This is a genomic window from Streptomyces sp. SAS_270 (assembly GCF_052543295.1).
Genome location: NZ_JBMNDS010000036.1, coordinates 37,427 through 57,872, shown reverse-complemented (window position 1 = coordinate 57,872; position 20,446 = coordinate 37,427). Strand labels below are relative to the sequence as shown.

Genomic DNA, 20,446 nt, shown 5'->3' with positions numbered 1-20,446 from the left:
GGTTCAGGCCGCGCTTCCTCAGGTCCCGGCCGGTTCCACACGGCTCAGGCCGGTTCCTTCAGCTCCTTGGGTGTCTGGTCCCTGCGGGCCGAGCGGCGCCTGCGGATCATGTGGGTCAGGAAGGCCGCCGCGCTCGCGAGGCACAGGCCGGCCGTGACGAGGGGAATCACCGCGAACCACGGCGTCTCCCAGGCGCCGCCCGCGTCACCGGCGTAGATGGTGCCCGCGAGGGCGAAGGAGAGGCCCGCGATCAGCTTTCCGGGCTGGAACTCATGACGTAGCACGGGCCACCTCCGCTTGTCCTACGCCGACCTCGAGGTCGAGTTCGAGCGTGCCGCCGTTCTTGTCGCCGGTCGTGGGGGAGAGCGTCACCTGCTTGTGCTTGTCCGGCTCCACGTCCACGTCCTTCTTGCCGTCGCCCGGCAGCTGGATGTCGCCGACGCCCACGTCGATGTTCAGCTTCACGGTCGCGTCCTTGGGGACGATCACCTTGAGCCGGCCGGCGCCCACGTTCGCACTCGTCCTCACCGTCTGGCCCTTGGCGAGGTCGAGATGGGTCAGATCCAGCGTGCCGACGCCCGTGCCGAGGTGGAACGACTCCTGCGCGGCGGCCACGGTGGCCGGCGTCCAGTCGGTCCGTGTCCAGTGGGTGGTGATGTCCTTCGGCAGAGCCACGGAGGCTGCCAGCAGACCCGCGGTGAGCACTGCCAGGAAGATCGAGCCCGCTCCCGTACGCCCCAGGAACGCGCTGATCGCGATGCCCAGGCCGAACACGATGAGCGCACCGGACAGGCCGATCTGCAGGCTGGTGCCGAGCGCGTGGTCCTCCCACGTCAGGCCCGTGCCGAGGCCGCCCGTGAGCAGCGCGAGCAGGAACACCCAGCCGCCGATCCAGCGCGGCCCGCGCGGCTTGGGCTCCCGCGCCGTCCGTATGTCCTGGCGGACGGTGCCGCGAGCGATGTTGACCGCCGCCGCGACGTCCCGCTCCCGGGAGTCCTTCGGGCCCCACAGGTAGCCGGTGCCGCCCACGTGCGAGCCGTCCTTGACGATCGGGTCGCGCCACCAGGAGGGGTAGGAGGCGGGGACGGGCGGGGCCTTGGCCTCGGGCGGGGCGTCGGCCACGGCCTGGGCGGCGAGCGGGTCGGGATCGGGGGCGCCGCGCTGCTGCGACCAGTAGCCCGCGCCCGCGAGGAGGAGGGAGAGAACCACGGCGAAGGCCAGCACCCCGCCGTTCTTGAGCATGGAGAGGAAGACGCCGCAGCCGACCAGCGCGAAGAGCACACTCGCCAGGGCCTGGCCGTCGACACGGCCCGTGAGGAGCTTGCGCACCTCGTTCTCGTCCTCGTCGTCGGAGGGAACGAACAGCCAGACGAAGCCGTAGAAGATGAGGCCGAGGCCGCCGGTCGCGGAGAGCACCGCGAGGACGACCCGGAAGATCACCGGGTCCATGTCGCAGTGCCGCCCGAGCCCTGCGCACACCCCGCCCAGCATCTTCTGCCGGGGGTCGCGCCGGAACTTGCGCGGGACCTCGGGCGCGGCCGCGCCCTCGTGCACACGCGGTTCCTCACCCGTGGCACCCGCGGCGGGCGCGGTGTCCCGCGGGCCGGTGTCCGGTGGTGGGGAGCCCGGGCCGGAGTCCGGCTCCGCTGCCGCGTGCTGGTGATCTGTCATGCGTCCATGGTGCCGGGCGCGGGCCCGCTGCGGCAGTCGGGATGACCCTGGCCGGACCCTGATATCGGCCCTGACATGTGCGGGGACGGGGCGGGGATTCGAAGATCAGGGGAGTCTCGGGGCTCGACCCTGATGCTCCGGACCGCCATGCGTGTGAACATCGATGGCATGCCGGAAGCCGCAGCAGTGCCCCTCGTCGACCCGCGGCCCCCGCGCAAGCTCTACCGCAGCAGCGACGGACGCTGGCTCGGAGGCGTGGCGCGTGGGCTCGCCGGGCATCTCGGGCTGCCGGTGGCCTGGGTGCGGCTCGTCTTCGTCGGCCTGTTCATGGCGGACGGGCTCGGCGGCCTGCTCTATGCCTCCTTCTGGTTCTTCGTGCCGCTGGGAGTCGGCGGCGTCGACTCCGTACGGCCCTCGGCCTTCACCACCGAGACCGCACCCGACGGCCGCCGCAGACTCGTCGCCCGCAAGCCCGACAAGGGCCAGATCGTCGCCCTGCTCCTCATGGTCGTCGTCGCCATGGTCTTCGTCGGCAATGTGAACCTCGGCGGCGGAGCCAAGGCGTATCTGTGGCCGACCGTGCTCGTCGGCGCGGGCGTCGCCCTGGTCTGGCGCCAGGCGGACAACGCGCGGCGGGCCCGCTGGGCGGAGGTCGGCCGTCGCAGGCACACCCTCACGCTGCTCCGCTCGGCGGCCGGCGTCCTGCTCGTCACCGCGGGCGTCACCGGCATCTTCGTGCTGCAGGGATCCGCCGCCCACCTCGGCTCGGTGCTCCAGGCCGCGCTCGCCGTGCTCGTCGGCATAGCGCTCCTGGCCGGTCCCTACCTCGTCCGGATGACGCAGGACCTCTCCGAGGAGCGGCTGATGCGGATCCGCGCCCAGGAGCGGGCGGAGGTCGCCGCCCATGTCCACGACTCGGTGCTGCACACCCTGACCCTGATCCAGCGCAACGCGGAGAACGCCAACGAAGTACGGCGGCTGGCCCGCGCCCAGGAGCGCGACCTGCGCGCCTGGCTGTACAAACCGGAGGGCACCGGCAAGGACGAGGCCGACGAGCCCGACACCCTCGCCGAGGCGGTCCGCCGCAATGCCGCCGAGGTCGAGGACAAGCACGGGGTGCCCCTGGAGGTCGTCATCGTCGGCGACTGCCCCCTCGACGACGGCCTGAGCGCACAGATGCAGGCCGCGCGGGAAGCAATGGTGAACGCCGCCAAGTACGGTGGCGACGGCGGCGCGGTACAGGTCTACGCCGAAGTCGAGGGCAGGACGGTCTTCGTGTCCGTCCGAGACCGCGGCCCCGGCTTCGACCTCGACTCGATACCCGCCGACCGTATGGGCGTCAGAGAATCGATCATCGGCCGCATGGAGCGCAACGGCGGAACGGCGCGGCTGCGCGCCGTCCCGGACGGCGGCACGGAGGTCGAACTGGAAATGGAGAGGGCGGAGAAGACGTCATGAGCGACGCGAACGAGCCGACCGGAGCGGTCGAGCCGAACGCCGGCGCGACAGGGGCGGGTGCGACCGGGGCGACCGCTCCGACGGGTGCCGCCGTGACCCCCGAACCCGTCGGAACAGCCGGCCCGGCCGGGGCCCCCGATGGGCGCCATGTGCGGGTCGTCCTCGTCGACGACCACCGGATGTTCCGTACGGGCGTCCAGGCGGAGATCGGGCAGACCGACCGGACCGGCGTCGAGGTGGTCGGGGAGGCCGCCGACGTCGACCAGGCGGTCACCGTGATCACGGCCACGCGCCCCGAGGTGGTGCTCCTCGACGTCCACCTCCCCGGTGGCGGCGGCGTCGAAGTCCTGCGTCGCTGCGCCCCGTTGATGTCCGACGCCGAGCAGCCGGTCCGTTTCCTCGCGCTGTCCGTGTCGGATGCCGCGGAGGACGTCATCGGGGTGATCCGCGGCGGTGCCCGAGGCTACGTCACCAAGACGATCACCGGTACGGACCTTGTGGACTCCGTCTTCCGCGTCCAGGACGGCGACGCGGTCTTCTCCCCGCGGCTGGCCGGCTTCGTCCTCGACGCGTTCGCCTCGACGGACGCGCCGCCCGTCGACGAGGACCTCGACCGCCTCACCCAGCGCGAGCGCGAGGTCCTGCGCCTCATCGCCCGTGGATATGCGTACAAGGAGATCGCCAAGCAGCTCTTCATCTCCGTCAAGACGGTCGAGTCCCATGTCTCCGCCGTGCTGAGGAAGCTTCAGCTGTCCAACCGGCACGAGCTGACGCGGTGGGCGACGGCGCGGCGGCTGGTCTGATCCCACCCCACCGCCACCCGTGCGTCACTCCTCGGCGGCGCCGGGGTTCACGGCGACCGCCTTGAAGAACGTGTAGTGGAAGGTGCCGTCGTCGGCTGCCGTGCGGTGCAGGTCCGTGATGCCCCGGTCCCAGTCGGACGGGGTCATCAGGCCCGCGGCGAGGGCGTCCTCGCGGACGGACTCGATCATGGCGATGAAGGTGTTGCGGGTGAAGCCGTTCACCAGGGCGGGACGGGAGCGGTCGGCGTAGACGGTGCGGGGGCGGACCACGACATCCTCGTATCCTGCGCCGGTGACGAGAGGGTACAACTGGCGGCCGATCAGAGCGTTTCCGCCTGCGGTGGACTGGAGCTGGACCTGACAGTCGATCGCCGCGTGGGCGTAGGCGCTGTCGGGGTGGAAGAGCGGCGAGCCGTGGTCGCCCTCGATGACGGTGAGTGTGCCGCCGGGCTTCAGGACGCGCCGCAGGGCGGCCAGGGCCTGGCCCGGGGCCGGAAGATGCTCCAGCACGAAGCAGACGAAGACATGGTCGAACTCGGCGTCGGGGAAAGGAAGTTCGAAGAGGTTCGCCTGGAGCCACTCCACCTGCGCCCCGGGTGCGTGCGCGGTCACCCGGGCGCGTGCCTGGGCCAGTGAGTCGGCCGAGATGTCCGCCGCGACGAAGTGGGCCAGGGGGCTCCCCGTCACCAGGTGCACCGTCTGGGCGCCCACTCCGCAGCCGACCTCAAGAACCTTGCTGCCCGGGGGGTACGCCGTGCCGGAGTGCAGCAGGGCCGCCAAGGTGTCGGCCTGGTCGCCGAGGCGGCGGGTCTCGTGGGCGGAGTAGCCGTGCACGTAGCCGATGTCATCGATTTCTACAGGATCTACAGGCGTGGTCATGGACCGACCCTCGCCCGACGGTGGCCCGGCATACAGGGCCAATGGACACCATGTATGCGGGACCAATGTCCGGCGCCTGGTGCCTGGTGCCTGCTGCCTGACGCTTGGTGCCTGGCGCCCGATGTCGTGAGCGGCAGCTACCGGTGCTCCGCGAAGTGCGCAGGCGCCAACACCCGTAGCGCCCACCGGTAATGACGTACGGCCTTCACGACTCCTATCAGGCCGGTCATCCACAGGATCAGGCCGATGCCCATACCCAGGACCACCTCGCTGAAGTACGTCTTCCTTGTCCCGGCCGCCGCGAAGGAGGCCCACAGGCCGATCGCGCCCACCACGATCGAGGAGAGGAACCAGAAGAGACTGAGGCCCGGCGAGCGGAGGCGGGCGTCCGTCGGCGGGTGGCTGTCCAGGTGCAGCCAGGCGTCGAGGAGTTCACGCAGCTTCCGGTCGCGGCGGACGGCGAGGACGACGGCCACGACGGAGGGCGCGAGGGCGGCCAGGCCGAGGATCGCGAAGACCGGGCCCAGGATGAAGCCGGTGGGATCGTGCTGCTCGATCTGCTGCAGCGGAAGCACCAGCAGGGACCAGCCGATGATCGCGGCGAGCGCCAGCAGCCAGAGCAGCAGCACCCGGTGCACCCCGAGGCTCCGCCTCAGCAGCTCCTCCAGCGCCCGCCTCCGGTCGGCCAGCAGCGCTGCCCGGTCCGGCCACGTCCGGATATGCGGGGGCGGAGGGGGTGGCGGCACGGAGGAGCGGGGCATCGGGACCTTCCCGGACGGCGGCACGTACAGCGAGGAGCGAAACTCGCGTCGACGCTACAGCGGTCCCGTCGCCGCTCTCACACCACCCGCGTCGCCCCCGCGAACGGCATCTCGTCGATCGGGGCGAGCCGGACCGGAGCCGTCGGGTTCGGGGCGTGGATCATCTGCCCGTTTCCGACGTAGATGCCCACATGGCTGATGCCGGAGTAGAAGAACACCAGGTCTCCGGGGAGCAGTTCGGAGCGCGCGACGCGACGGCCGGCGCCGATCTGGGCGTACGTCGTCCGCGGCAGCGAGATGCCCGCGGAGCGGTACGCGGCCTGGGCGAGGCCCGAGCAGTCGAAGGCGTCCGGACCGGTGGCGCCCCACACGTAGGGGCTGCCGAGCTTGCTGTAGGCGTACGAGACGGCAGTGGCCGCACGGGAGTTGGGGGCGTCGGCCGCGGCGGAACCCGGCGTGGTCAGGCTCTCGCGCGGTGAAGTGGAGGAGCGCGAGGCGTGCCCCGCTCCGCCCGTCTGGGCGAGCCGCGTGCGCTCGGCAGTGGTGAGCTGCGACAGCAGACGCCGTGCCGTGTCCAGCTTCCCGGTGATCGTCTGCTTGTGCCGCTTCAGCTCCGCCTGGCGTGACTTGAGCGAGGCGAGCTCCACATGGGCGGCCCCGCGCAGCTGCTCGATCTCCCGCAGTTGCTTGCGTACGCGGGCCACGGCCTGTGCCTGCCGGTCGCCGGCGCGTTCGGCGAACTCGGCGCCGTCCAGGTAACGGTCGGGATCGTCGGAGAGGGCGAGCTGCAGCGCGGGGTCGAGGCCGCCGCTGCGGTACTGCGCCGCGGCGATCGAACCGAGTGCGTCCCGTGCGGAGTTGAGCCCCTCCGTCTTGCGTGCCGCCTCGTCGCGCAGCTTGTCCAGCCGCTCCTCGGACCTGTCGGCCTTCTCCTTCGCGCCGTTGTACTTCTCGGTGGCCACCTCGGCCTCCTCGTACAACTTGTCGACCTTGGCCTTCACCTGCGCTGCCGACAGGTGTGGCTCGGCGTGACCCGTTCCGTCGAAGCCCGTCGCCGTCGCCGCTCCGGCGAGAGCGATCGTGGCCGCTGTGCGGGCCGTACCGCCTCCGAGCGAGCGCTGTCTGGGCTTGCGGTGCGCTGCCACGAGGGCCCACATCCTTCCGTACGACCGCCGGGGCGTGAGCGGTGAGCGGTGACGCGTCCGACGGCGGCCCACACAGGGGGAGCGGGCCGCCGCCGGACCTTCTCGGCGGTGGTGTCCGACTGCCGCCCCTGGCCCGGGCGGCGGTGGGGAGCCGGTCACCTGGTGGAGGACGCTAAACCTCACTTAGGTCGAGTGGTAACGCAATGTACGGAAATGATCCGACTCGACCGCCGGGCGACCGTCCGTGGCCGTGATCCCGTTCCTCTGCAGCCGACTTCACGGAGTGTGCTGACCGATGAGGTGGTTCGGCGGCGGCCGGGGGCGGCACCGTGCTAGGCCACCGTCCGGCGCCTTCCGTGTGCCGCATCCTGCCGAGGTCCACCCGGGGGGAGGCCCGGTGCTCAGGGGAACGCGGGCCCCCGGTTAGGCTCCGGCCTCATGGACGTACTCATCCATCTCTTCGTCGGCCTGCACATCATCGGCATCGCCGCGCTCCTCGGCGGCTTCTTCACCCAGATGAAGGCGATGGGCCAGGGCACCGCCCGGTTCGTTCCCGCGATGCTCCACGGCGCGCTGACCATGCTGGTCACGGGCGTCGCGCTGGTCGGGCTCAACCAGGCCGACGACCACACGGTCAACACCTTCAAGATCGGCGTGAAGCTGGCCCTGCTGATCGTGATCCTGGGGCTCGTCTACGTGAAGCGCGACGACGAGAAGGTCGACAAGGGGCTGTTCGGGCTGGTCGGCCTGCTGACCACGGCGAACATCTTCATCGCGGTGCTCTGGACCTGACCGCCCCGGCCGCCCCGGCTGCCACGAGCAACCAGGCCGCCACCGCGATCCACAGCAGCGTCTGCCCCGGGCCGCTCAGCCATCCGCTGCCGAGGGCGGTCCCGACCGCCAGGGTCGCCACCGCCGTCATCCCCATGGGGAACACGGTCGCCCAGCGCCGTACGTCGTAGTGCGGCCGCGGCCAGACCGCCTCGGCGGCGAACAGGACGACGTACCAGGCGAGGTCCAGCACGAGCAGCGCGGCGGTGACTGCGCGCAGGACGCCGTTGTCGTCGTCGTTCCACAGGTACTGGTTCGCGTGGTGCGCGGTCACGAGCTTCGCCCCGGCCAGCGCCGAGATGGCGAGCGCACCGCCCGCCACCCACTGGTCCCCGGCCCCGGTGGCCACCTGCCGGATGTCGAAGCGGAGCAACGCCACCCCGTAGAGGACGATCCCGAGCCAGAACAGCGCCAGCGCGGCATGCGCGAGCCACTCCACGCCCACCAGCGCGGCCAGCACGGAGCCCAGCACGGCGAGCCCCTGGGTGGCCACACAGCCGAGGAACACCGCTCCGGGCATACGGCGCCCCCAGTGCCGTACGACCACGATCAGCAGCCCCGGCCAGAGCAGGGCCGCCAGCGCGAGCAGCGCCTCGGCGAGACCCAGCCACCCGAGGGCGGACAGCCGGGTGCCGAGCACGGTGGTCGCGGCGATGGCGGTGAGTGCGCCCGGCGTGCACGCCTCCGCCACCCAGCGCGCCCGGTCCCGTACGAGCCGCACCCCGAAGTCCGCGGCGAGCGCGAGCCATGCGATGACCGCCAGGACCAGGGCGATACGGGACAGGGTCTCGTAGCCGGTCAGGGACAGCCCGACGGAGACGATGCCGGTGGCCATGACGGCGGCCCCGGCGGCGGGCGGACGCTCCGCCCACCACGCGCGGAGCTGGGAGATGCCTGACATGCGCCCGATGCTAGGGATCTTCGCGCGGCTTGCCGTGCTGCACGCGCGCGTGGAGGACGAAAAACGCATACGGCACGAAAAAGGGGGTCCACGCGCGCGTGGACCCCCTCCCTACGGTGCGTTCACGCCGGTCGCACCACGCTGTGGATGATCGAGGAGCCGGCGTAGTAGACGGACTCCTCGCGGACGTACGAGCCCGGCTTCGGGGCGTGGATCATCATGCCGTTGCCTATGTAGAGGCCGACGTGGCTGATGTCGTCGTAGAAGAAGATCAGGTCGCCGGGTTGTGCGTTGGAGAGGGAGACCGTCGTGCCCGCGTTGACCTGGTCGTAGGTGGTGCGCGGGAGGTCGACGCCGGCCGCCTTCCAGGCGGCCTGGGTGAGCCCGGAGCAGTCGTACGAGTCGGGGCCGGTGGCGCCCCACACATACGGCTTGCCGACCTGGGCGCGGGCGAAGGCGAGCGCCTTGGCGGCCTTCGTGGCGTACGAGGAGTCGCCGGTGGAGGTGCCGGTGCCTGTGCCCGTGCTTCCCGAACTCGAGGAGTCCGAGGTGCCGGAGCCGGACTGCTGCTGAGCGGCTGCCTCCGCCTCCTGGCGCTGCTTCGCCTCGGCGGCCTGCTGGGCCGCCAGCTCCGCCGCCTTGCGCCGGGCCTCTGCTTCCTTCTTCTTCTCGATCGCCGCGAGCCGCGCCTTCTCCTCGGCGGTCAGCTTCGAGAGCATCTCGCGCGCCTCGGAGAGCTTCTTCTGGACGTCGGCCTTCGACGACTTCAGCGACTTCTGCGACTCGGTCAGCGTCTCCAGGCTCTTGGAGGCCTCCTGGCGCTTCTTCGCCGTCTCGGACTGCTCGGTGACGTAGTCGTCGACGGCGGTCTTCTGACGGCTGGTCAGCCGGCTCATCAGCTGGGTCTGGTCGAAGTAGTCCTGCGGGTCGTCGGCCAGCAGCAGGGTCGCGGTGCCGGGGGCGGCGGCGCCGGTCCGGTATTGCGCGGCGGCGAACGAACCCAGCTCCTCGCGCGCGGAGTTGAGCTTGTCGGTGCGCTGGGCGACGTCGTCGAGAAGGGTGTCGACCTGCTTGCGCTGCTTGGTGGTCTTCTCCTTGGCGGTGTTGTACTTCTCGGTCGCCGTCTCCGCCTGGTGGTAGAGGTCGTCGACCTTCTTCTGCACTTCTTCGAGGCTCGGCCTGGGCTCGGCCGAGGGTGCGGCGTTCGCCGTCTGGGAGAGCAGGGCCACGGAGGTGAGGGCCGCTGTTGCCAGGGCGGGAGTCCGCATGCCCGCTACGCGCGTTGCAGCAGGACGCGGCTTTTTGTGCGACGCCAAGGGAGGCGACTCCTTCCGTCATCCGCCTACCGGGTTAGCTGTCGGGTTCGGGCGGGTGCTCCGGAAGGTTTGCCCTACGGTCCTTGCCCCGAAAGGCGGTTGGACCGATTCACCCCAGGTTCGGTGGGTCCCCGGTTCCGGCTGCCGCGTGGGCACACCGAATTCGGCGGAGGCCGCACGGCCCGGCGACGTTCGCCGGAGAGGGTCGAGCGGTCTGCCCGGCACGCTAGCCAACTCGTGTGGTCCCTGTGAAGGTTGATGTTCGATATGCCCGATACATTTTCGTGACCTTGGCCTCAACCGCCGCTTCCGTGACCGTCCGTGGTGACTTGTGACCCCATGCAGTGGTCTTCAAGGGGCATTCCCGCCCGGCCGGTGGCTGACCGTAACCGTACGGCTCTTGATCGTCCTGGACGATTCCTGACGGCGAAGGAGTGCCGAGTGGCCGGTTCTGGAAGATCATCGGCTTCCGGGGCCCTCGCGGGACAGGGAAATCCCGGGGCGGCGGTCTGTTGTCAGTGCGGCGGCCTAGACTCGGAGAGCGATGAGCAGCCTCTTTGACGACAGCTTCCTGGCGGACCTCAAGCCCTCAGGGGCTCACGAGGAAGAGCCCCCGCCGCCGCCCGAGGACGGGGCGGCCGAGCCGCTTCCGGACGACCTGTTCGGCGGCCGTTTCGACGTGCCCCCGGACCGCGACGCCTACTACCGCGACGGAGCCCCGCGCCCCGCCGTGGAGGCGGCCGCGCTCCTGGACGGGCTGAACGAGAACCAGCGGGCGGCCGTGGTGCACTCCGGCGCCCCCCTGCTCATCGTGGCCGGCGCCGGCTCCGGCAAGACCCGGGTGCTCACGCACCGGATCGCCTATCTGCTGGCCGAGCGCCATGTGCACCCCGGGCAGATCCTCGCGATCACCTTCACCAACAAGGCCGCGGGCGAGATGAAGGAGCGCGTCGAGCAGCTGGTCGGCCCGCGCGCCAACGCGATGTGGGTCATGACCTTCCACAGCGCGTGCGTGCGCATCCTGCGCCGCGAGTCGAAGCGGCTCGGCTTCACGTCGTCGTTCTCGATCTACGACGCCGCCGACAGCAAGCGTCTGATGGCCCTGGTCTGCCGCGACCTGGACCTCGACCCGAAGCGCTTCCCGCCGAAGTCGTTCAGCGCCAAGATCTCCAACCTGAAGAACGAGCTGATCGACGAGGAGGACTTCGCCGCCCAGGCCTCCGACGGCTTCGAGAAGACCCTCGCCCAGGCATACGTGCTCTACCAGTCGCGGCTGCGCGAGGCGAACGCGCTGGACTTCGACGACCTGATCATGACGACGGTCAACCTGCTCCGCGCCTTCCCGGACGTCGCCGAGCACTACCGCCGCCGCTTCCGCCACGTCATGGTCGACGAGTACCAGGACACCAACCACGCGCAGTACGCCCTCGTGCGCGAGCTGGTCGGCACCTCCGCGCACCCCGTCGACGTACCCCCGAGCGAGGACGACCTCGGCCCCGCCGAGCTGTGCGTCGTGGGCGACGCCGACCAGTCGATCTACGCCTTCCGCGGCGCGACCATCCGCAACATCCTCCAGTTCGAGGAGGACTACACGGACGCGACGACGATCCTGCTCGAACAGAACTACCGCTCCACGCAGACCATCCTGACCGCCGCCAACGCCGTCATCGAGCGCAACGAGTCGCGTCGCCCGAAGAACCTGTGGACGAACGCGGGCGCGGGCTCGAACATCACCGGCTACGTCGCCGACACCGAGCACGACGAGGCGCAGTTCGTCGCCGACGAGATAGACCGTCTGACGGACGCGGGCGAGGCGAAGGCCGGAGACGTCGCCGTCTTCTACCGTACGAACGCCCAGTCCCGTGTCTTCGAAGAGGTCTTCATCCGCGTCGGCCTGCCCTACAAGGTCGTCGGCGGTGTCCGCTTCTACGAGCGCAAGGAGGTCCGCGACGTCCTCGCGTACCTGCGCGTGCTGTCGAACCCGGAGGACTCGGTACCGCTGCGCCGGATCCTCAACGTTCCCAAGCGGGGCATCGGCGACCGCGCCGAGGCCATGATCGACGCGCTGTCGCAGCGCGAGAAGATTAGCTTCCCGCAGGCCCTGCGCCGAGTCGACGAGGCGTACGGCATGGCCGCCCGCTCCACGAACGCCGTCAAGCGGTTCAACACGCTGATGGAGGACCTCCACACGATCGCCGAGTCGGGCGCCGGACCGGCGACCGTCCTGGAGGCCGTACTCGAACGCACCGGCTACCTCGCCGAGTTGCAGGCCTCGACGGATCCGCAGGACGAGACGCGCATCGAGAACCTTCAGGAACTCGCCGCCGTGGCGCTGGAGTTCGAGCAGGAGTCCGGTGAGGGCGAGGCCGCGGGCAGCCTCTCCGACTTCCTGGAGCGGGTCGCGCTCGTCGCCGACTCCGACCAGATCCCGGACGAGGAGGACGGCAACGGAGTCATCACCCTGATGACCCTGCACACCGCCAAGGGCCTTGAGTTCCCTGTGGTGTTCCTGACCGGCATGGAGGACGGCGTCTTCCCGCACATGCGCGCGCTCGGGCAGGTCAAGGAGCTGGAGGAGGAGCGGCGCCTGGCCTATGTGGGCATCACCCGCGCCCGCGAACGGCTCTACCTGACCCGCTCGGGGCTGCGCAGCGCCTGGGGCCAGCCCTCGTACAACCCGCCCTCCCGCTTCCTGGAGGAGATCCCGGCGGCACATCTGGAGTGGAAGCGCACGGGCGCCATGGCCCCGGTGTCCTCCGGTCCGGCCTCGGGCATCGCGGCCTCGCTGTCGTCGTCCCGCTCGCGCTCCGCCGCCTCGGGCGCGTCCGGCTTCGCCACCCGCAGGGCCACCGACAAGCCGGTGGTCTCCCTCGCGGTCGGGGACCGTGTCACGCATGACCAGTTCGGCCTCGGCACCGTCGTCGGCGTGAAGGGCACGGGCGCGAACGCGGAGGCGACGGTCGACTTCGGCGAGCCGAAGCCGAAGCGGTTGCTGCTGCGGTACGCACCGGTGGAGAAGCTCTAAGAGAGGTTCCAAGGCATACGACGGGGCCCGGTCCGTGCGGCGGGTCGGGTCCGTACGGGGCCCGGTCCGTACGACGTCTCGGCGGGCCCGGCGGTTGTTACGTCGGGTCCAGCCCGTGGCTGCGAAGCCACGGCAGCGGGTCGATCGCCGAGCCGCCGGCCGGGCGGACCTCGAAGTGCAGGTGCGGGCCCGTGGAGTTGCCGGAGTTCCCGGAGTACGCGATCGGTTCACCGGCCTTCACGACTGTCCCGGACGGAACCCGGTAGCTGGAGAGGTGGCAGTACCACGTCTCCGTGCCGTCCTTCGCGGTCACGATCGCCATGTTCCCGTACGCGCTGTTCCACTGAGTCCGGACGGTTCCGTCGGTCGCGGACATCACCGTCGTGCCGTACGACACCGGGAAGTCGATGCCCGTGTGCACGGACATCCAGTTGACGCCCGCCTGGCCGAAGTAGGCGCTGAGCCCCTTCTGCGTCACGGGGAGGACGAACTTCGGACGCAGCCGCTCCTTGCGGGCCGCCTCCTCCGCCGCCTTCTTCTTCTCGGCCACCTGCTGGGCCTTGAGGTCGATGCGCTCCTGCGTACGGCTGGCCCGGTCGGCGAAGTCATCGGCGCCGGCGGAGAGGTTCTGGAGCTGGGTGTCCAGCTTGTTGTTGGCGGCGGACGGTTTCACCGCGGTCGCGTCGGGCGCGCTGGCCGTCGTCTCCTTGCCGTCGTCGCTGCTCAGCGTTCCCACGGAGGCGGCGGCGATCCCCGCGACACCCATCACGCAGGCCGAGGGGACGGCGACGGTCAGCAGGGCGGAGCGTTTCGCCGGGCTGCGGCGACGCGAACGCGAACCGGAGCGGGAGGCGGAGCGAGAGGCCGTGGCCGGGATGACCTCGTCGGCGTCGTCGGGCAACCGAGTCCCGTACGAGCCGTCCGCATCGCCGTCGGCCTCCGAGCTCTCCAACTCGCCCTCTTCGGCAGCCGGTTGCGCGAAGTCGTACGTCACCTGCTCGAAAGTGGCGGTGGCCTGCTGCTCGAAGGTGGCGGTGGCCTGCTGGTCGAAAGGTTCCGGCACGGACGAGGCAGGGTCCGTGCCCGGGTCCGGGGCGTGGGGGACATGGGCGGCGGGCTGCTGTTCGTACGACTCGTAGCCGTCGTAGCCCTCTTGGCCGCTGTAGGTGTCGTGGCCGCCCGCCGAGTTCCACTGCGTGGCGTCGTACGCACCCGTGTCCTGGGTCTGCGCGGTCCACTGCTGGGTCTGGTCGGCGTGGTGCTCGGGCTGGATCCAGGCGCTCGCGTCCCACTGGCCCGAGGCGTCGGGGCCCGGGTGCTGCGCGGGGATGTCGGCGAGTTGCTGGTAACCCGTCGCCCAAGCGGCTGTTTCGTAGCTGCCCGTGTCGTACGCGGCCTGGTGCTGCGCCGCGTACGGGTCGTAGTTCATCGTCTGGTGGCTGCCGGTGTTCCACTGCGTGGCGTCGTACGAACCGGTGCCGCCGCCCGTGCCGGGCAGGTCGCCGAAGAGGGGGTCGGTGGCGAAGGTCGACGTTTCACCGTTCGCAGCCGCGTACATGCCCGTGTTCGCGTGGGTGTTGAACTGCGCGTCATAACCAGTGGCGGCGTAACCGTCGTACGTGGTGAAGTCACCGTAATTGGCTTCCTGCTGGCCGTACGACGACGCGTAGTGCGCCGAGGCGGCATCGGAAGCCGGGGCCGGGGCAGTCACGGTCCCCGACGGGTGACGATCGTTCACCAACTTCTCTTTCGCCTCGACGACAGGGGCTGGCAGAGCAGTGCGGTGACTGTACCCGGCGGTACGCGGGCACGACAATCTTCGGCAGGTTTCCTTGGCGCAGGAAACGGGCATTCGGCCGTGTTTCGGGGGAGTGCGGGCACGGCCTTGGCCTGGCGTTCGACGAGTGTTCGAAGTTCAACGACCCCTGGTCGGCTGTGCGTCGACTGTGCGGCGGGTGTTTGTCGTTCGCTCGAAGGTCTCTGTGCGGGCTTTGTGTCGACCTTGCTGTCGACCTGGTGACGACCTGGTGACGCCCTTTGGGGTCGGCCTTTATGCCACCGTCAGGCCCCCCGTGCGAGCGGCGGTGCGGGCTCCGGTCTCCTCGACGTCGAGCGCCTGCCGTATTCCGGTCGCGACGGCGGGATGCACGGGCAGCGCGAGATGTCCGATACCGCTCACCCGCACGTTCTGCACGAGCAGGTCCGGGTGGTCGATGCAGGCCGTCTCCAGCGGGTCCATCAAGTGGTCGAGATCGCTCCAGAAACTCACGAAATGCGTACGGCAGCCGGGTGCGGGGCTCCGCAGTTCCTCGAGCAGGTCCGAACCCGGGCGCATCTGGCGGACGATGGGATGCGCGTTCATCAACGGCACGACACTGGTGCCCGAGTGCGGTGTCCCGAGCGTGACGAGCGTGCGGACCCGGAGATCGCCGCCGAGCCGCTGTACGTAGTAGCGCGCGATCAGCCCGCCGAGGCTGTGCCCGACGACGTCCACCCGATCGTGGCCCGTGCGCTCACATATCTCCTCTATGTGCCGGCCGAGCAGCTCGGCCGCGGTGCGGATGTCGCACGTCAGTGGCGAGTAGTTCAGCGACTCGATCCGGTGCCTGCCGTGCTGGGCGAGCGAACGGCGCAGCAGGACGAAGACCGAGCGGTTGTCGATGAAACCGTGCAGCAGCAGAACCGGCGGCTTGGCCTCGGTGGGCAGCTGTGTGGCGTCCGGCGAGGGGAGCGTGGGGGCGGACCGGCGCTCCTGGACGATGCCGGAGGGATAGAGGAGGAGATGCCCGGCGAGGATCGCGATCTCCAGGGCCGTCGCCTTCAGGAGGGTCACCGAGAGGCCCGCCAGTCTGCTGGGGATCAGCCGCTGGCAGAGCGGAAGAAAGGGGAACATTGCCCTGGTGACCTTCATGGCCGACCTCCAGTCGGCACGTGGGGGGACAGCTCTGTCCCCCGTGTGCCCTCATGGAAAACCGCGGTGACGGTGACATGCGGTGTGCCCGGGGCGGATGTGACGCCCGTGACGCGACGGGGGGCCCTGCCGTCGTCATGACCTGGTTCCACGCCGTCCGTGCGGCGCGGCTCCCTGTCCTCGTACGGGCGTGGCTCCCCGCTTGCTTGCCATCGCCGTGGCGGCCGGCTCTCGCGCCGCCCCGCTGACGGCGTGGTGATGCGGCCACCTGATAGCGGCTCTCCTTGCGCGAACCCCCGACCCGGCCCGTATGCCGCAGATCCGTGCGGCGCATGAGGCGCAGGAGCGTGGAGCGACGCGCTGCGAACTTGTCCCACCGTGTGATTTCCCCCTCGGTCTCCACCGTGAAACTGCCGGTTGCGGGATGCTGGCGATAACGTTCGTTCACCATCCCGGCCGGTACGGCTCGGGGCAGCCGTGCCGCGGATACGCATCCGGTGCAGCAGGCAGTGGAATGTGCGATATCTGTCGGTACAGGTTGGTGTAGTCGGTTCATGGAGGCAGTGATGGGTGTGGCAGCCGGTCCGATCCGCGTCGTGGTGGCCAAGCCGGGGCTCGACGGCCACGATCGCGGGGCCAAGGTGATCGCGCGGGCGCTGCGCGACGCCGGTATGGAGGTCATCTACACCGGCCTTCATCAGACCCCCGAACAGATCGTCGACACCGCGATCCAGGAGGACGCCGACGCGATCGGCCTCTCGATCCTCTCCGGCGCCCACAACACGTTGTTCGCCGCGGTGATCGCCCTCCTCAAGGAGCGCGACGCGGAGGACATCAAGGTCTTCGGCGGCGGCATCATCCCCGAGGCGGACATCGCTCCGCTGAAGGAGAAGGGTGTCGCGGAGATCTTCACGCCGGGAGCCACGACGGCGTCGATCGTGGACTGGGTGCGGGCCAACGTTCGGCAGCCTGCGGGGGCGTAGGTCTGGCGGGGGCGCCTGCTGCCGTTCGCGGTGCGGTGTGTTGTGGGTCGGGTCCGTGCCGGTACGTCTTGCCCGTCGCCGCGTGGGCGTACTGCCCGGGAGTCGAGCACGGCGAAACTCGACTGGGAGCCGGCTACGCGACGGGCAGAGACGTACCGGCACGGACCCTTCCGTGCGTACGCGACTGCGGGTCGTCCTGGCTGCGGGCAATTGGGCAGCTGCCCGCCCACGCTGCGGCGGTGCGTGTGCCGCCGGGTGGCCGGCGAAGCCTCGTTTCTGCGGGCGCGCGTGTGGCTGGGGACGGTTGCCCACCCGGCAGTGGCGGGTGCGTGTGGCGCCGGGTGGCCGGCGGAGCCTCGTTTCTGCGGGCAATCGTGCCGCTAGGGGCGGCACGGGTGGGCGCAGCGCCACCCCGTAAGCGCCGGGCTGCGTGACCCACCCCTGCCCAGCACCAACGCCGGGTGCGAAGGAAACAAGGGGCGCCCGGGGTTTGCCCACCCGGGGGGTGCCCGATAGCCGCAGGGTGGGGCGGCCCCAGGCCGGCCGGAGCGTCACGGCGGGGTCAGTTCCGCTGACATCGCCGCGCGCAACCGTAGCGTGGTGACGAGGCGCTGGAAGGCCTCGGCCCAGTACCCCCCGGCCCCGGGCGACGCGTTCTCCGGCTCGTCGGGAATCGCGGTGAGCCCCTCCAGCCGTACGGCCTCCGCAGGATCGAGGCAGCGCTCGGCAAGCCCCATCACTCCACTGAAGCTCCATGGATAACTCCCCGCGTCCCGCGCGATGTTGAGCGCGTCGACGACCGCCCGCCCGAGCGGCGCCGCCCACGGCACCGCGCACACCCCGAGCAGTTGAAACGCCTCCGACAGCCCGTGGGTCGCGATGAACCCCGCCACCCACCCGGCCCGCTCGGCGGAGTCCAGCGTGGCGAGCAGCTTCGACCGCTCGGCCAGCGACACCGCCCCCGGCCCCCCGGCCTCCGGGGCGGAGGGCGCCCCCAGAAGTGCTCTCGACCACCCCGAGTCCCGCTGCCGCACCGCCGCCCGGCACCACGCCGCATGCAGCTCGCCCCGCCAGTCGTCCGTCACGGGCAGCGACACGATCTCCCCGGGCGTACGTCCGCCCAGTCGCCGCTCCCATGTCGCGAGGGGAGCCGCCTCGACCAACTGGCCCAGCCACCAAGATCGTTCACCTCGCCCCGCCGGTGCTTTCGGTACTACACCGTCCCGCTCCATGCTCGTGTCGCACTCGTGCGGAGCCTCGACCACGATCGTGGGCGTCTTCTGCGTCCGGTCGACGGCCACGCACGAACCGGCCCGGTCCGCCATCCGTGCGGCGAGCGCCGAACCCGGCAGCGCGGACAGCAGCTCCGCCGCCGTGGCCCGCACATTGCGGCTCCGGTCGGCCAACGCCCGCTCCAGGAACGGCTCGTCCGCCGCGCACAGTCGCGTCCGCAACGAGTCGAGGAACATCAGCCGGTCCTCGGCCCGCTCGGTAGCCCATGTGGTGGCGAGCAACTCGCGTGCGGCGGCGGGTTCCTGTGTCCGCAAAGCCCCGAGGAGTGCGACCCGCTCGGCGAACAAGCCCTCCTGCCAAAGCTGTTGGACGCGCTCGGTCTCGCCCGGCCCGGGCAGCGCGGCGCCGCGGCCCGGCGTGGAACGCAGCGCGAACCGCCAGTCCGGGTTCAGCCGGGCCAGCCACAGTGCACGCGGACCCGCGAAGGCCAGCGCGGCGGGCCGCAGATCCGTGCGCCCCCTGGCTGCGTCGAGGAGGGCGGGCAATGCCTTCGGGGGCGCCGCGAAACCGCGCTCGTTCGCGAGGGTGAGCCACTGCGGCAGCAGCTCCATCAGGTCGGGTGCCGCCCCTCTGCGGCCGCCGCCTCCCGTGCCGGGGCGGTCCGTCAGCAGCATGGCGAGCCTGCGGGACGCGGCGGGCGGCAGCGCCGGGCGGGGATCCCGTGCCGTCGGCTCGGGCCGGGCCGCCGCGCCGGCCGGCCGCAGCCCGGCCCGCCGCCGCAGGGTCCCCGCGGCGGCCGCGTCCAGCAACGTCATGGGCGCCTCCCGTCCGGGGGCCCACCCCGGTGGCGTACGCCGTTCGGTCCCGAGCAGGGCCACCGTGACGAGCTCCTCCCAGGAGTCCCCGACGGACGTCTCCGGCGTCGGAGGGGCCTTGGCGGAAGCGGAGGTGCTGTTCATGAGCGTCCTTTCCGTACGGAGGGCTGAGGGTGAGGAGGGACAGGGAGCGGGAGGCGGGAGGCGGGGAGGCGGCTGCACGGGGCTCCGGGGTTCCCCGGCCCCGGCGCGGGCTCGTGCCCTCAGCAGAGGGTCACCGCTTCCCCGGACCCCTCGGGCCAGGCCGTCAGCGGAGTGAAGCCGCGGTGGCCGCACTCGCCGAAGACCGTGACGGGGGAGCCGCCGGACAGGGAGACGAGCCGCCACAGCCCGGCTCGGGTCCGGGCCGCCGGAGTGAGTGGCAGCGCCAAGTCACCGTCGACGGCGGCCAGTTGCCAGGAGTCGCCGTCCGGGATGGGAACGACGCGGTCCAGGGTCACCGGGACGGAGTCCAGCCAGGGGTCGTCGCGCAGCGCCGCGCCGTAGCGGGCCGCCGCCTGTGCCGGGCTCACCCCCGGCGGCCGTATTTCCAGCGGCGAGGGCGGCGCGAACTGCTCTCCCAGCGCCGCCCGCAACTGCCCGGCCCCCGCATAAGCCGACAACTCCGCCTCTACGGCCAGCCCCACCGGCAGCGCCAGCTCCGGGGCGCGCCCGGCGGCCCCGTAGGAGAGGAGCAGCGCGGTGCGGCCGGACTCCGTCCCGTACATCCAGATCCTGCGCGTCGTGAGATGGCCGTCCGACGTGTCGTACTGGGCGAGGACCAGCCAGCGGTCGCGCACCGGCGGGCCGTCCGCCGAGCCGGTCAGCCCCACCCGGGATCGGACCGTCGCCGCCAGACCGTCCGGCAGCGACTCGCGCCGCAGCCATCCCTGGACGAGGAGGTGGAGCAGCGCGCACTCCTCCAGCAGCCGCACCGGCCAGCCCGGTCCGGACGACGGGATCGCCCCCAACTCCCGTACGCGCGCGGCCAGGCCGGGCGCCTGCGCGTCGACCATCCGGGCCGCCGTCTCCTCCCACAGCCCGTACCCCGCCTGCTCGGCGGCGGCCAGACCGCCCCTCAGTACGTCCGTCAGGCGCTGCTCCAGCTCCGCCGCCCCCGCCGTGATCCGCTCGGCCCGCCGCTCCGCTCTGCGCCGCGCCGCCTCCGGATCACCCGCGGCCGCTCCAGATACCCCGCCCGTCGTCCGTTTCTGCTCCGCCCGCTCTCTCCTCCCTTCCATCCACTGCTCCGCCCAGTCCGGCGCCTGCCCCCGCGGCACCGTGTCGCCCGAGCCCGCCCAGAGGAGCAGCAGCCCCAGCGCGTGCTTGCACGGGAACTTGCGGCTCGGACAACTGCACGTATAAGCGGGCCCGGTGGAGTCCGCGATGTCGATGACCGTCCGATACGGCTTGCTGCCACTGCCCTTGCACAGACCCCACACCGTCCCCTCGTCGCTGCGCCCGGCCGCGGACCACGGTCCGGCCGCGCCGAGTTTGCTTCCCGCTTTGCGTGACGCGGCGTCAGGCGCCAGTGCCAGCACCTGATCCGCTGTCCAGCGCACCGCCTGCTGTGTCATGCAATCGAAGGTAGATCCCGCCACTGACAATCGACTGCCGCGAACGCATTTCCGCAGGTCAGAGCGATTGTCAGTGCCGTGGTGCAGGGTGGAACCAG

The 20,446-nt window shown here is 71.0% G+C and carries 16 protein-coding genes and 1 riboswitch; of the genes, 5 read left to right on the top strand and 11 right to left on the bottom strand.

Translation table 11 applies throughout. The annotated features are described in order from the left end of the window. Positions 1 to 44: 44 nt before the first annotated feature. Both ACN6LB_RS23555 and ACN6LB_RS23550 read right to left on the bottom strand, forming a co-directional pair. Complete coding sequence (locus ACN6LB_RS23555; protein ID WP_445027655.1) at positions 45 to 284, bottom strand: hypothetical protein; 240 nt, start codon at positions 282 to 284, stop codon at positions 45 to 47. Beyond that, complete coding sequence (locus ACN6LB_RS23550; RefSeq protein WP_445027654.1) at positions 271 to 1,671, bottom strand: PspC domain-containing protein; 1,401 nt, start codon at positions 1,669 to 1,671, stop codon at positions 271 to 273. Before ACN6LB_RS23550 ends, ACN6LB_RS23555 begins: the two co-directional genes overlap by 14 nt. A 168-nt stretch (positions 1,672 to 1,839) precedes the next feature. Between ACN6LB_RS23550 and ACN6LB_RS23545 the strand changes: the two genes are divergently transcribed. Then, positions 1,840 to 3,129, top strand: a complete 1,290-nt coding sequence (locus ACN6LB_RS23545) for an ATP-binding protein (RefSeq protein ID WP_445027653.1) — start codon at positions 1,840 to 1,842, stop codon at positions 3,127 to 3,129. After that, entirely contained in the window at positions 3,126 to 3,932 is an 807-nt protein-coding gene (locus ACN6LB_RS23540) for a LuxR C-terminal-related transcriptional regulator (RefSeq protein ID WP_445027652.1), read from the top strand. Before ACN6LB_RS23545 ends, ACN6LB_RS23540 begins: the two co-directional genes overlap by 4 nt. Before the next feature lie 24 nt (positions 3,933 to 3,956). Here ACN6LB_RS23540 and ACN6LB_RS23535 read toward each other — a convergent pair whose 3' ends face one another. The 3 genes from ACN6LB_RS23535 to ACN6LB_RS23525 all read right to left on the bottom strand — a co-directional run bounded on the left by ACN6LB_RS23535 (position 3,957) and on the right by ACN6LB_RS23525 (position 6,717). Further along, positions 3,957 to 4,811 (bottom strand): methyltransferase domain-containing protein, encoded by an 855-nt coding sequence (locus ACN6LB_RS23535; protein WP_445027651.1) that lies wholly within the window; start codon positions 4,809 to 4,811, stop codon positions 3,957 to 3,959. Between the two features lie 137 nt (positions 4,812 to 4,948). Further along, positions 4,949 to 5,572 carry a hypothetical protein gene (locus tag ACN6LB_RS23530; RefSeq protein ID WP_445027650.1) on the bottom strand — a complete coding sequence of 208 codons (624 nt, stop codon included), beginning with the start codon at positions 5,570 to 5,572 and terminating at the stop codon, positions 4,949 to 4,951. 77 nt (positions 5,573 to 5,649) lie between these two features. Further along, positions 5,650 to 6,717: an NlpC/P60 family protein gene (locus tag ACN6LB_RS23525; protein ID WP_445027649.1), complete on the bottom strand. Its 1,068-nt coding sequence runs from the start codon at positions 6,715 to 6,717 to the stop codon at positions 5,650 to 5,652. A 438-nt stretch (positions 6,718 to 7,155) separates the two neighbouring features. Here ACN6LB_RS23525 and ACN6LB_RS23520 point away from each other — a divergent pair, with 438 nt between their 5' ends. Next, complete coding sequence (locus tag ACN6LB_RS23520; protein WP_356131636.1) at positions 7,156 to 7,509, top strand: hypothetical protein; 354 nt, start codon at positions 7,156 to 7,158, stop codon at positions 7,507 to 7,509. Here the strand turns inward: ACN6LB_RS23520 and ACN6LB_RS23515 are convergent. Both ACN6LB_RS23515 and ACN6LB_RS23510 read right to left on the bottom strand, forming a co-directional pair. Then, complete coding sequence (locus tag ACN6LB_RS23515; protein WP_445027648.1) at positions 7,487 to 8,449, bottom strand: tellurite resistance/C4-dicarboxylate transporter family protein; 963 nt, start codon at positions 8,447 to 8,449, stop codon at positions 7,487 to 7,489. The genes ACN6LB_RS23520 and ACN6LB_RS23515 overlap by 23 nt on opposite strands. 122 nt (positions 8,450 to 8,571) lie before the next feature. Beyond that, positions 8,572 to 9,765: an NlpC/P60 family protein gene (locus ACN6LB_RS23510; protein WP_445027647.1), complete on the bottom strand. Its 1,194-nt coding sequence runs from the start codon at positions 9,763 to 9,765 to the stop codon at positions 8,572 to 8,574. A gap of 8 nt (positions 9,766 to 9,773) precedes the next feature. Then, positions 9,774 to 9,944: riboswitch (cyclic di-AMP (ydaO/yuaA leader) on the bottom strand. 365 nt (positions 9,945 to 10,309) lie between these two features. Between ACN6LB_RS23510 and pcrA the strand changes: the two genes are divergently transcribed. After that, complete coding sequence (pcrA, locus tag ACN6LB_RS23505; RefSeq protein WP_445027646.1) at positions 10,310 to 12,790, top strand: DNA helicase PcrA; 2,481 nt, start codon at positions 10,310 to 10,312, stop codon at positions 12,788 to 12,790. A gap of 97 nt (positions 12,791 to 12,887) precedes the next feature. Here the strand turns inward: pcrA and ACN6LB_RS23500 are convergent, their stop codons facing one another. Both ACN6LB_RS23500 and ACN6LB_RS23495 read right to left on the bottom strand, forming a co-directional pair. Beyond that, positions 12,888 to 14,528 carry a M23 family metallopeptidase gene (locus ACN6LB_RS23500; protein WP_445027645.1) on the bottom strand — a complete coding sequence of 547 codons (1,641 nt, stop codon included), beginning with the start codon at positions 14,526 to 14,528 and terminating at the stop codon, positions 12,888 to 12,890. A gap of 312 nt (positions 14,529 to 14,840) precedes the next feature. Further along, positions 14,841 to 15,701, bottom strand: a complete 861-nt coding sequence (locus tag ACN6LB_RS23495) for a lipase family alpha/beta hydrolase (protein WP_445027644.1) — start codon at positions 15,699 to 15,701, stop codon at positions 14,841 to 14,843. A gap of 566 nt (positions 15,702 to 16,267) precedes the next feature. Here ACN6LB_RS23495 and ACN6LB_RS23490 point away from each other — a divergent pair. Then, positions 16,268 to 16,684, top strand: coding sequence for a cobalamin B12-binding domain-containing protein (locus ACN6LB_RS23490; RefSeq protein ID WP_356131653.1), 417 nt, complete (start codon positions 16,268 to 16,270; stop codon positions 16,682 to 16,684). Positions 16,685 to 17,235: 551 nt separating this feature from the next. On the opposite strand, the gene ACN6LB_RS23485 is transcribed toward ACN6LB_RS23490, so the two are convergent. After that, positions 17,236 to 18,876, bottom strand: a complete 1,641-nt coding sequence (locus ACN6LB_RS23485; protein WP_445027643.1) for a DUF5691 domain-containing protein — start codon at positions 18,874 to 18,876, stop codon at positions 17,236 to 17,238. A 119-nt stretch (positions 18,877 to 18,995) separates the two neighbouring features. Beyond that, entirely contained in the window at positions 18,996 to 20,348 is a 1,353-nt protein-coding gene (locus ACN6LB_RS23480) for an SWIM zinc finger family protein (RefSeq protein WP_445027642.1), read from the bottom strand. Between the last annotated feature and the right edge of the window lie 98 nt (positions 20,349 to 20,446).